Origin of the sequence: Aeromonas sp. R7-4 (assembly GCF_040908055.1) — a bacterium.
In the GTDB taxonomy this organism is placed as follows: Bacteria; Pseudomonadota; Gammaproteobacteria; order Enterobacterales; family Aeromonadaceae; genus Aeromonas; species Aeromonas sanarellii.
This window is the reverse complement of record NZ_JBFODA010000022.1, coordinates 192,647-202,694: the sequence shown is the minus strand read 5'-3', so window position 1 is coordinate 202,694 and position 10,048 is coordinate 192,647. Positions and strand designations below refer to the sequence as shown.

The 10,048-nt window shown below is 61.7% G+C and carries 12 protein-coding genes, 1 tRNA gene and 1 riboswitch; of the genes, 3 read left to right on the top strand and 10 right to left on the bottom strand.

Annotated features, from left to right (window positions below; genetic code table 11):
- Together AB5Y72_RS04760 and AB5Y72_RS04755 are read right to left on the bottom strand one after the other, a co-directional pair.
- Nucleotides 1-88: transfer RNA gene (locus AB5Y72_RS04760), tRNA-Ser, on the bottom strand.
- 248 nt (nucleotides 89-336) lie between these two features.
- The gene (locus tag AB5Y72_RS04755) at nucleotides 337-792 is read right to left on the bottom strand and encodes a YbjN domain-containing protein (RefSeq protein WP_325782928.1); all 456 of its coding nucleotides are present in this window, start codon (nucleotides 790-792) and stop codon (nucleotides 337-339) included.
- Between the two features lie 160 nt (nucleotides 793-952).
- Between AB5Y72_RS04755 and AB5Y72_RS04750 the strand changes: the two genes are divergently transcribed.
- Nucleotides 953-2,290: a flavohemoglobin expression-modulating QEGLA motif protein gene (locus AB5Y72_RS04750; protein ID WP_318161494.1), complete on the top strand. Its 1,338-nt coding sequence runs from the start codon at nucleotides 953-955 to the stop codon at nucleotides 2,288-2,290.
- 56 nt (nucleotides 2,291-2,346) lie between these two features.
- Here AB5Y72_RS04750 and AB5Y72_RS04745 read toward each other — a convergent pair whose 3' ends face one another.
- Both AB5Y72_RS04745 and AB5Y72_RS04740 read right to left on the bottom strand, forming a co-directional pair.
- Nucleotides 2,347-2,928, bottom strand: a complete 582-nt coding sequence (locus AB5Y72_RS04745) for a thymidine kinase (RefSeq protein WP_042076506.1) — start codon at nucleotides 2,926-2,928, stop codon at nucleotides 2,347-2,349.
- 85 nt (nucleotides 2,929-3,013) lie between these two features.
- A complete protein-coding gene (locus AB5Y72_RS04740; protein WP_325782929.1) occupies nucleotides 3,014-4,594 on the bottom strand; it encodes a Na+/H+ antiporter NhaC family protein in 1,581 nt (526 codons plus the stop codon).
- Between the two features lie 87 nt (nucleotides 4,595-4,681).
- Nucleotides 4,682-4,853, bottom strand: a riboswitch (Lysine riboswitch).
- A 319-nt stretch (nucleotides 4,854-5,172) separates the two neighbouring features.
- On the opposite strand from AB5Y72_RS04740, the gene AB5Y72_RS04735 reads away from it, so the two are divergent.
- Nucleotides 5,173-5,577 carry an H-NS family nucleoid-associated regulatory protein gene (locus AB5Y72_RS04735; protein WP_216990424.1) on the top strand — a complete coding sequence of 135 codons (405 nt, stop codon included), beginning with the start codon at nucleotides 5,173-5,175 and terminating at the stop codon, nucleotides 5,575-5,577.
- Nucleotides 5,578-5,650: 73 nt separating this feature from the next.
- Here AB5Y72_RS04735 and AB5Y72_RS04730 read toward each other — a convergent pair whose 3' ends face one another.
- The 5 genes from AB5Y72_RS04730 to AB5Y72_RS04710 form a co-directional block, all read right to left on the bottom strand.
- Nucleotides 5,651-6,214, bottom strand: a complete 564-nt coding sequence (locus tag AB5Y72_RS04730) for a cob(I)yrinic acid a,c-diamide adenosyltransferase (RefSeq protein WP_368198641.1) — start codon at nucleotides 6,212-6,214, stop codon at nucleotides 5,651-5,653.
- Nucleotides 6,211-6,441, bottom strand: a complete 231-nt coding sequence (locus AB5Y72_RS04725; protein WP_042076511.1) for a DUF3820 family protein — start codon at nucleotides 6,439-6,441, stop codon at nucleotides 6,211-6,213. Before AB5Y72_RS04725 ends, AB5Y72_RS04730 begins: the two co-directional genes overlap by 4 nt.
- Before the next feature lies 1 nt (nucleotide 6,442).
- Nucleotides 6,443-7,114 (bottom strand): 7-carboxy-7-deazaguanine synthase QueE, encoded by a 672-nt coding sequence (queE, locus tag AB5Y72_RS04720; RefSeq protein WP_368198640.1) that lies wholly within the window; start codon nucleotides 7,112-7,114, stop codon nucleotides 6,443-6,445.
- Nucleotides 7,115-7,175: 61 nt separating this feature from the next.
- Nucleotides 7,176-7,883: a 7-cyano-7-deazaguanine synthase QueC gene (gene queC / locus AB5Y72_RS04715; RefSeq protein ID WP_368198639.1), complete on the bottom strand. Its 708-nt coding sequence runs from the start codon at nucleotides 7,881-7,883 to the stop codon at nucleotides 7,176-7,178.
- Nucleotides 7,884-7,935: 52 nt separating this feature from the next.
- Nucleotides 7,936-8,595 (bottom strand): tRNA-uridine aminocarboxypropyltransferase, encoded by a 660-nt coding sequence (locus tag AB5Y72_RS04710; protein WP_325782932.1) that lies wholly within the window; start codon nucleotides 8,593-8,595, stop codon nucleotides 7,936-7,938.
- On the opposite strand from AB5Y72_RS04710, the gene rrtA reads away from it, so the two are divergent.
- Nucleotides 8,561-9,139 (top strand): rhombosortase, encoded by a 579-nt coding sequence (gene rrtA / locus AB5Y72_RS04705; protein ID WP_244462922.1) that lies wholly within the window; start codon nucleotides 8,561-8,563, stop codon nucleotides 9,137-9,139. The two genes, AB5Y72_RS04710 and rrtA, sit on opposite strands and share 35 nt — an antisense overlap.
- A gap of 104 nt (nucleotides 9,140-9,243) precedes the next feature.
- Here rrtA and pyrF read toward each other — a convergent pair whose 3' ends face one another.
- Nucleotides 9,244-9,942: an orotidine-5'-phosphate decarboxylase gene (gene pyrF, locus AB5Y72_RS04700; protein ID WP_325782933.1), complete on the bottom strand. Its 699-nt coding sequence runs from the start codon at nucleotides 9,940-9,942 to the stop codon at nucleotides 9,244-9,246.
- Nucleotides 9,943-10,048: the final 106 nt, after the last annotated feature.

Here is a 10,048-nt window from a genome sequence, read left to right as displayed (position 1 = left end):
TGGCGGTGAGGGAGGGATTCGAACCCTCGATACGTTGCCGTATACACACTTTCCAGGCGTGCTCCTTCAGCCACTCGGACACCTCACCAAATTTTTACTTCTTTGAAGTGGCTTTCGGAACACGCTACGCGTGCTTTCTTGCCGACTTCGTCGGTGGGCAGCCACTCGGACAGCTCACCAAATTTTGGTCTGTGGTTTAACGTGTTCAGCCAACACGGGTCACTGCGCCATCGCGCCGGAACGGGGCGTAATTTAGGGGAAAGGCCCGCTGGCGTCAACGGCTTTTTGACCGCGGCGAACCGTTCGCGCATTTAACGCACAGCGCCATCCCCGGGATCAGTGCACGGACTCCGGTGCCACCTGGACTTCCGGCAGGTTCAGGAAGCCCAGGCGCTCGCACTCGGAGACCACTTCGTGGGTCGCGGAGGTGGTGCTTTCCACGAACAGCAGGAACTGCTCCACGCTGAGCCCCGCCCTGGTGAAGACGGTATGGCCGACGATGAGACGCGGCAGGTTGTCGTCGATGATGTCGAGGAACACCTTGAGGGACGGGTATTGCATGTTGAGACGGCCCAGCTCGGCCACGAGCGACAGCAATGCCGAGGGGCGCACTTCCAGCTCGGATGAGAACAGCAGCCCTTCCTCTTCGACGAAGATCCGGCTCTCCTGGATGCCCTCGACGGACTGCAGGGAGACCATGTGAATGCCGTGGCACTGATCGCACACATAGTGCTCGATCCGGGCCTGCTGCAACCAACGCATTATCATTTCAGAGCTGGGGATATTCATCATTTCCACGACACAATAAGGATCAAGGGGCGCAGTCTAAACCAATTTTCAGGCAACCAAAAGTAGAGGGGCCGGATCGGCCGTCGTCCCGCTTCTTTTTGACTATCCCAATGCCTATACTCAGCCATTCTCGTAGCGCACCCGCCTCCAACCAAAGAGCCCGATGACCATCCAAGAAAAGTATCGCCTGCACTTGAAATCCCTCTCGGATGAACTGCTCGCCCTGCAAAAACCCATCCGCATCCTGGATGCCATCAAGTGGCCCCGCCACCTGCAAGCCGACTTTCTCGCCAGAGGGGGGCAGGCGCTGCCCGCCATCGATGCCGACTTCTATCGCACCCTCCCCCTCGGCTTCGAGCCGCGCAACAAGTATCTGGAGCTCAAGGAGCTGAGGGACAGGATCCGCAGGCGGCTCGGCCCTCAGGACGATCTGGGCCGGATCCTGCAAGAGACGGTGGATCAGTACATGGTGGTGATCGAGATGCTGCGCCAGCGCGGGCAGCCGGACTTTCAGCGTTACAGCCAGCGACTCTACGGCTCGGCGAGCGATCACCTGCGCGGTGATCGCAAGACCCTGAAAGAGCTGGGGGCCAGATTGTGCGACATCTTCTCCCTGCCGGGGGCCCGCCATCTGGTGCGCCCCTACCCCAAGGAGTTCGAGGGGGACGCGGCGGTGGCCAGGCTGCAGGGCAAGCTGTCGAACTATTTCAGCGACGGCACCGTGCAGGTCAAGCTGAGCGATGGCATCGTCTCCGATGCCGCCGCCGGGGGGGATTACATCAAGCTGAGCTCCCACGCCCGCTTCTCTGAGCTCGACCTGCAGGTGCTGGAGGTGCACGAGGGCTGGGTCCACGTGGGCACCACCCTGAACGGTCGGCAGCAATCCTATGCCACCTGGCTCGGGGCAGGCTCGCCGCGCATCACCGCCTGTCAGGAGGGGTTGGCCGTGCTTATCGAGACCCTCACCTTCAGCTCCTTTCCGGACAGGGCCAAGCGCATCTCGGATCGGGTCATGGCCATCGACATGGCGGAGCGCGGCGCCGACTTCGTCGAGGTGTTTCGCCACTTCGTCGAGAAAGGCACCAGCGAGCACGACGCCTACAAGATCACCCAGCGGGTGTTTCGCGGCGGCATGGTGGCGGGGGGCGCCTGCTTTACCAAGGATCTCTCCTATGTGAAGGGCTATGTGGAGACCGTCAACTTCATCCGCAGCACCGTGCTGGAGGGAGTCCCCGAGATCCTGCCCATGCTGTTCGTCGGCAAGGTGACCCTGGACGACATCCCGGTGCTCTACCAGCACTATCTGGAGGGGCTCATCGATGCACCGCGCTACCTGCCCCCCATGTTTCGCGATCTCACCGGTCTCTACGTCTGGTTCGGCTTCGCCTCCGGCATGTCGCTCGTCGACATAGGACGGGTGCAGCAACACTTCCGCCAGCTGTTCCACCGCCTGCCGGTGGCCGATCCCATCATCGCCCCCGTCGACATCGAGATCGACTGAGCCCCGGGCAAACAAAAGGGCGCCGGATGGGCGCCCTTTGTGGATGATGGCCAGCCTTACTTGAACGCCCGTCCCTCCAGGTAGTGCTTGCGGCAGAGCGACACATAGCGATCGTTGCCGCCAATCTCCACCTGCTCGCCATCGCGCATCACCTGCCCCGCCTCGTTGACGCGAGAGTTCATGTGCGCCTTGTTGCCGCACCAGCAGATGCTTTTCAGCTCCTCGAACTTGTCTGCCAGGCATAGCAGGTGGTAGGAGCCAGGGAAGAGCTCCCCGCGAAAGTCGGTCTTGAGGCCGTAGGCGATCACCGGGATGTCCTGCTCGTCCACGATGCGGGCGAGCTGGTAGACCTGCTCGCGGGTCAGGAACTGGGCCTCGTCGACGATGAAGACATCGATGTGCCGCTCGGCGTGGCGGGCCTTGACCATCTCGAACAGATCGCAGCTGTCGCTGAAGACCTCCACCCTCAACTCCAGCCCCACCCTGGCGCTGATCACCCCGACGCCGAAGCGATCATCGATGGCGGGGGTCATGGCCAGCGGAACCATGCCCCGCTCCAGGTAGTTGAAGTGCGCCTGGATGAGCTGGGTCGACTTGCCCGAGTTCATGGTGGCGAATTTGTAGTGCAATGAAGCCATGGTGGAGTTCCGATACGGGAATGATGGGGGGCATGCTAACGAAAGCCCCCGCCAAAACCAAGGGACCCGAAGGCCCCTTGTTCTCTTATGCGACGGCCAGCGCGCGATGCTGCCGGGTTTTGCGCAGATGGTAGCCGGAGAAGATCAGGAACCAGAGCGCACTGACGGTAAAGCCTGCCAGCACGGAGTGCATCAAGCCCATCACCAGATAGCCGAGGGCGGCGCCGAAGGCGATGGCCAGCGCATAGGGCAGCTGGGTCATCACGTGATCGATGTGGTGGCAACCGGCCCCCGTGGCCGAGAGGATGCTGGTGCTGGAGATGGGCGAGCTGTGATCGCCGAACACCGAGCCCGCCAGCACGGCGGCCAGCATGGGCAGCATCAGGCTGAGGTCGCTGGCGGCCGCCATGTCGCCGGCGAGCGGCAGCATGATGCCGAAGGTGCCCCAGCTGGTGCCGGTGGCAAAGGCCATGGCACAGGAGAGGATGAACACCACCGCCGGCAGCACCTCGATGGGCAGGTTGCCGTTGGCCAGGGAGGCCAGGTATTTGCCGGTCTCCACGTCGCGCACCACGGCGCCTATGGTCCAGGCAAACAGCAGGATGTTGATGGCGGGCAGCATGGCCATGATCCCCTGAGGCGCGGCCTTCATCCAGTTGCTGGCCCCGAGCTTGAGGCGCATGGCCAGACCGATGGAGACCACCAGACTGCACAGGGCGCCATAGACCAGGGAGGAGCCGACGTTGGTGTTCTCGAACGATCCGAGCACGCTGAACGGCAGCCCTTTGCTCTCCAGCACGCTGGCTCCGGAGTCGATCATGAAGTAGACGGTGGCCAGGGTGAGGGTCAGGATCGGCAGCACCATGTCGATCATGCCGCCGTTGCTCTCCTGTGGGCTCTCCATGTCCAGACCGATGGGACGTCCCTTGGACTCATCCCACAGCTTGCCCTCCAGGGCCCACTGCTCATGCTGGCGCATGGGGCCGATGTCGAGCTGGAAGGCGATCACCACCAGCACCATGATCAGGGTGAACACCGCATAGAGGTTCATCGGGATCATCTCGACGAAGGCGGAGATGGGGCTCTGCTCGGTCAGACCGTGGGCCGCCATGATGCCCCCCACCAGGGCGATGATGTAGGCGCCCCAGGAGGAGATGGGCATCAGCACGCAGACCGGCGCCGCGGTGGAGTCCAGCAGGTAGGCCAGCTTGGCGCGGGAGATCTGGAAGCGATCGGTGACCGGACGGCAGATGGCCCCCACTGACAGGCTGTGGAAGAAGTCGTCGATGAAGAAGGCGAACACCATCATGCCGGTGAGGGTCTTGGCTCCCTTGCGGGTCTTGGCACGGCGCTCGGCCCACTCGGCAAAGGCCCGGGTGGCGCCGGAGACGCTCATCAGGCTGATGAGGCCGCCGAGCAGCAACATGAAGAGGATCATGTTGACGTTGTCGCGGTTGAGCGCACCGTCGACCCAGAAGATCCTGAGCACGGTGTCGAGCATGTAGTGCAGTGACGCGAGGGGTGAAAACTGGTTGAGCAGCAGGCTGCCCGCGACTATGCCCACCCCCAGCGACACCAGGACGCGACGGGTGATGATCGCCAGGGCGACGGCCAGCAAGGGGGGAACGACGGACCAACCGGAGTCGGCGTAATGAATGATGTCCATGATCTCTTTGCACCTAAAGACAACAGGTGGAGATCTACCGAGAGGATCAAAGAAACAAAACCCATGGGGAGGGTATACTCCTCAGCCCCTTCAGGTAGCGCTCCATAGTGGATGACTATGGCAGTCCTGCACCTATTAGATGCAGAACCAGCAACCCGGTATGATGGCCTGGTCACTTCGGCGCCGACTCCTTTCATCGAGCATCACAGGCATCACCCTCCGCTCGGTTACTCATAGGCAGCGCGCCTCTACTTAAAGGTATTCGCGGCACATTTTATCGAGCTACCGGGTGATAGCAAGTTTTTTGATTAAATTTCAAGGCAGGTATGGCACAAGCAAGGCAAATGGTAGTCAAATGGTGCGCCATCGCTCATGTCGACGATATTTTCATCTGGTTGGAACTCATTCGGAAATGAACGCAGACAGATGCGGGAAAATATATCGCCACGAATATTTATCTGACTTAATTTATCAGGCTAATTAATTATTTCGGCAGGCTTGACTTGAAGCCGAATCCCCCTATAGATTATCGAAAAAACAATCTCTTCCCCTAATATCTTGCTCGCGTGGTAGCCAATATGAACGAATTTTTGAAAGTACTGTTGAATATCCGTAGCCTGCGGGCGACTTGCCGCGAATTGACTCTGGAACAGCTGGAAGAAGGTTTGGAGAAACTCTCCGCCGTGGTGGCCGAACGTCAGCAGGATGAATCTGCCGAGCGCCAGGCCCGTGAAGAGCATCAAAAGAAAATTGCCGAATACGCCGAAATGCTGAAGGCAGCCGGGATCGATCCCGCTGAATTGGTCAATACCGTTGTCGCCGATGCTCCCAAGGCAAGCAAGGGCAAGCGAGCCCCCCGCCCCGCCAAATATCGCTATCTGGACAATGGTGTGGAAAAAACCTGGACCGGCCAGGGTCGCATGCCCTCCGTCATTGCCAAGGCCGTGGCCGAAGGCAAGTCGGTGGAAGAATTTGCCATCTGATCCCTGGCACTCTGTCCCGCCCAATAAAAAACCTCGCTAGGCGAGGTTTTTTATTGCCCGCTCCATGAGCTCCTCAGCGCCTATCCGCCGCCTTGACCCAGAGGATCTCCGGCGTGCCCGAGGAGACCAGCAGGTATCTGGCTACGGTGAAAAACCAGTCACTCAGCCGGTTCAGATAGGGCAACACGGCGGGGTTCACCCGCTCCTCGCGGCTCAGGCCCAGCAGCAGGCGCTCGCAGCGACGGGTCAGGGTTCGCACTACGTGAGCCTGGGCCGCCGCCCGCGAGCCGCTCGGCAGGATGAAGTTGCGCAGGGCCGGTAATTGGGCGCTATAGGCATCGATCTGTTGCTCGAGCCGAATGGTCCAGCGCTCGTTGACCTGCCACAAGGCGGGATTTTGCGCCTCGCTGGAAAAGGCCAGCTCGCCCCCCAAATCAAACAGCTCCTGCTGCAACAATATCAATTCGGCCAATAATGCCGTCTCGTCGGCGGGTATTTCGGCCATCAAGAGCCCTATCTGGGAATTCAGCTCATCGATGGCGCCATAGGTTTCCACGCGCCGATCATCTTTAGCCAAAGACGTGCCGTCGGCCAGCCGCGTGAGTCCTTTGTCCCCCTGCCTCGTATATATTCTCATTCTGACATCCTGTTAATAATGGGAATAATCATCGACTCCAGCCCATTGAGTTTTATCTCGTAGGCCAGCGCCAATGACTGGCCAAGGGCACCGGCCGGAAAACCGCTGCGCGCCAGCCACACCAGATAAGGCTCCGGAATATCGATGATGCGTCGCCCCCGATATTTCCCGTAGGGCATCTTGCTGGCCAGGGTGAGCAATACCCGTTCATCGGAGAGTCCGTCCATATCAATCGATATTCAGGTATTTGTGGGTCTGGATGGAGAGCCGCCAGTTGCGGGCGATGCAGGTCGCCATGGCCAGCTCGGTGGCCCTGGGCTTCTGGCTGATGGGTTGCAGTGCGATCACCACGTCGGGGCGCAGCCGGGCAGTCGCCAGCAGGGCATCCAGCTCCTCGATATGGTGCTCGGTCGCCACCGGATGCTTGATCTCGTTGGCCCGCTCGAGGGCCGACACCAGCACCGGCAGGCCCCCCTTCATGCCGATCTTGGGGGAGACAGTCACCCAGGTCTGCTCGTGGGTCAGGATCTCGCTGGTACCGCTGGTCTCGATCTGAACCTGGTAGCCCGATGCCACCAGGGCCGACGAGAGCTCGTTCAGATCATAGAGGCAGGGCTCGCCGCCGGTTAACACCACGTGGCGCGCAAGGTAGCCAAGCCGCTGGAAGCTGGCCAGAATATCCTCCGTGCTCATCCTGCTCCAGCCATCGGATTCGTTGGATCGATCGAGCACCTCGTCGCGCGCGACCTCGCGCTCGGGATCCACGACCCAGGTATGGCGGGTATCGCACCAGGGGCAGCCCACAGGGCAGCCTTGCAGGCGTACGAAGATGGCGGGCAGGCCGGTGAAGACCCCCTCCCCCTGGATGGTCTGGAAGATCTCGTTGATTGGGTAGTGCATCTTGATCACGACTGGCTGCAAAAGCCGCGGATTATACCCCAAAGGCTGCCGAGGCGCAGGCTCAACATCCGCTTTTCTCGCCGAGCCCGGTTTTCTCAAACAGCCTAGCCCGGATGCCCCCCTGATCGGCCAGATAGCGATCGAGCCCCCGCCGCCGCAGTTCGCAGGCAGGACAGGTGCCACAACCGTCCCCCTGAATGCCGTTGTAGCAGGTGAGGGTCTGGTGGCGCACGGTGTCGAGGTGGCCATAGTGATCCGCCAGCGCCCAGGTCTCGGCCTTGTCGAGCCACATCAGGGGGGTCTCGAAACGAATGGCGCGATCCAGCCCGAGCGACACCGCCTGGTTGAGCGCCTTGACGAAGTCGTCGCGGCAATCGGGATAGCCGGAGAAATCCGTCTCGCACACCCCGGTGATCACTGCCTCGGCACCGACCTGGTAGGCATAGATGGCGGCCAGGGTCAGGAACAGGATGTTGCGCCCCGGCACGAAGGTATTGGGCAGGCCGTTATCCTGCAGTTCACCGCTGACCGGTATGTCGTCCCGGGTCAGGGCAGAGATGGCCAGCTCCCCCAACATGGTCACGTCCATCACCTTGTGGGCGGCGATCCCGAGCGTCCCTGCCAGCTGGCGGGCGGTCTCTATCTCCGCCCGGTGGCGCTGGCCGTAATCGAAGGTGATGACGTGCACTTCGTCATAACGGGCCTGTGCCTGCACCAGGCAGGTGGTGCTGTCCTGCCCCCCACTGAATACCACGACGGCTTTTTTCACGTTGGTCACTCCTCTTGGCCCCCTGACGAGCAGGCGGCGTACTCTGGACAGTTCATCGGCGGCGGCCATCGGCAAACTCATGCCACTGCCGGTTCAAATGGGTAAAGAGCGCCATCAGCGGGGCGAAGCGCTCGGTGTCCCCCTCCCACTGGGATAACAGATGGTAGCCCGCCTCCAGGGTCGACAAGGCCCCGGGAAAGGGGCTTTTGCGAATGGAATATTGCCCGGCGATGGCGCCGAGCGTGATCCGCGGCAGCCCGAGCAGGGCCGGGTTGCGGTGCAACATGCGATAGGCCTTGCGCCAGGTGCCGTCGAGCAGGATAAAGTGCGCGCTCGCCTTCCCTTGCCCTGCGCGGCGTGCAAGGTGCGCCCTGGCCTGTAGCGGAGTCAGCGCCTCGTCATCTGGCCACAACAGGTAACACTGCACGTCGGGGTCGGCCAGCAAGGCGTTGAGCCCTTCGTCCCCCTCAAAATCCTCTCCCACATGGATGCGGGCATGGCCGAGCGAAGCGGCCAGCAGCGCCGCCGTCCCCTTGGGGTGACCCACCTCGGTCGGGTGTTGCAGGATATGGAGCGGAGCATGATGGGGCACTTGCCGAACATATTCGCACAGGCACGCTTTGAGGGCTCGGGTACAGCGTGTACAGTATCGGCTCTCTTTGTCGTTGGGCTGTTTCATGTTGTCAGAAAAATCGGGTCTGCTCTGGGTCATCACGCTTTCGCTCGTCACTGCCTTGCTCTTCTTCACCGTGCCAAACCATCAGCTCGCCTTCGATCGCAACCTGATCGCCCAGGGGGAAGGGTGGCGCATCATAACAGGCAATCTGGCCCACACCAATCTGTGGCACCTGCTGCTCAACCTGAGCGGACTGGCGGTCCTCTACAGCCTGTTCCAGGAGTACCTGGCGGCCTGGCGCCTGCCCGTGCTGCTGTTGCTGCTGGGCGCGGCCGTGGGGCTGGGGATCTGGTGGTGGTGCCCGCAGACCCAGTGGTACATGGGGCTGTCCGGCCTGCTGCACGGCCTGTTCGTGTGGGGCGCCATGCAGGACATCCGTTACCGCCGCTATTCCGGCTGGCTGATGCTGGCGGGCATCGTCATCAAGCTCGGCCTGGATTTCTACAGTGCCGGGGAGAGCCCGGTCTCCGCCCTCATCGGTGCAAGGGTACACATCGAATCCCATTTCATCGGCTCGGCCGCCGGCCTGCTGCTCGGTCTCTTCCCCCTCGGCCTGGGTGTGCAGGCCGTCAAGTCTTGAACCCTGCGGGTACGAGGTTCACCCGCTCATAGCAGCACTAGTCTTTCCATCAAAATGCAACAGGCCGGATCGGGATCCGGCCTGTTGCATTTGGGCGACACAAACTAGCCGTTGAGCTCGGCGTTGATCGCCCCCAGCACGGCGGCTGGATCCGCAGCCTGGGTGATGGGACGACCGATCACCAGATAGTCGGCCCCCGCCTCCACCGCGGCCCGCGGTGTCATGACGCGGCGCTGATCCCCGGCGGCCGAGCCGGTCGGACGAATGCCCGGGGTCACCAGCTTGAAGTTGGCGCCGAGCAGGGCCTTTAGCGCGCTCGCCTCTTCGGCGGAGCAGACCACCCCGTCCAGTCCCGCCGTCTTGGCAAGGGTGGCCAGGCGGATCACCTGCTCGGCCGGGGTCACATCCAGACCCAGAGGAGCCATGTCGGACTGCTCCATGCTGGTCAGCACCGTCACCCCGATGAGCAGGGGCGCCTTGTCACCATAGGGCAGCAGCGCCTCCCTGGCGGCCCGCATCATGCGCTCGCCACCGCTGGCATGGACGTTGACCATCCAGACGCCGAGCTCGGCGCTGGCGGCCACGGCCTTGGCGACCGTGCTGGGGATGTCGTGGAATTTCAGATCCAGGAAGACGTCGAAACCCTTGGCCACCAACTGGCGCACGAACTGGGGACCAAACAGGGTAAACATCTCCTTGCCCACCTTGAGGCGGCACTGGGCCGGGGAGATCTGCTCAATGAAGGCGAAGGCATCGGCCTCGTGCTGATAATCCAGCGCAACCAGTACTTTGGGGTCTTGCATGTCACTTCCTATGGGTTGTTATGCCATCTCCAGGCGCAACACGAGCCGGGGCCCCGGTTGCGCACTGGCATCTGAATCACTTGGATAGCCCTGTTCGTCCGGGGCT

Excerpts from the sequence above, each read along its gene's own strand:
- pyrF (WP_325782933.1), bottom strand. The coding sequence starts at position 9,942 with ATGCAAGACCCCAAAGTACTGGTTGCGCTGGATTATCAGCACGAGGCC.
- AB5Y72_RS04710 (WP_325782932.1), bottom strand. The coding sequence starts at position 8,595 with ATGACCCAGAGCAGACCCGATTTTTCTGACAACATGAAACAGCCCAAC.
- AB5Y72_RS04735 (WP_216990424.1), top strand. The coding sequence starts at position 5,173 with ATGAACGAATTTTTGAAAGTACTGTTGAATATCCGTAGCCTGCGGGCG.
- AB5Y72_RS04755 (WP_325782928.1), bottom strand. The coding sequence starts at position 792 with ATGATGAATATCCCCAGCTCTGAAATGATAATGCGTTGGTTGCAGCAG.
- AB5Y72_RS04740 (WP_325782929.1), bottom strand. The coding sequence starts at position 4,594 with ATGGACATCATTCATTACGCCGACTCCGGTTGGTCCGTCGTTCCCCCC.
- AB5Y72_RS04730 (WP_368198641.1), bottom strand. The coding sequence starts at position 6,214 with ATGAGAATATATACGAGGCAGGGGGACAAAGGACTCACGCGGCTGGCC.
- rrtA (WP_244462922.1), top strand. The coding sequence starts at position 8,561 with ATGTTGTCAGAAAAATCGGGTCTGCTCTGGGTCATCACGCTTTCGCTC.
- queE (WP_368198640.1), bottom strand. The coding sequence starts at position 7,114 with ATGCACTACCCAATCAACGAGATCTTCCAGACCATCCAGGGGGAGGGG.
- AB5Y72_RS04725 (WP_042076511.1), bottom strand. The coding sequence starts at position 6,441 with ATGGACGGACTCTCCGATGAACGGGTATTGCTCACCCTGGCCAGCAAG.
- AB5Y72_RS04750 (WP_318161494.1), top strand. The coding sequence starts at position 953 with ATGACCATCCAAGAAAAGTATCGCCTGCACTTGAAATCCCTCTCGGAT.
- AB5Y72_RS04745 (WP_042076506.1), bottom strand. The coding sequence starts at position 2,928 with ATGGCTTCATTGCACTACAAATTCGCCACCATGAACTCGGGCAAGTCG.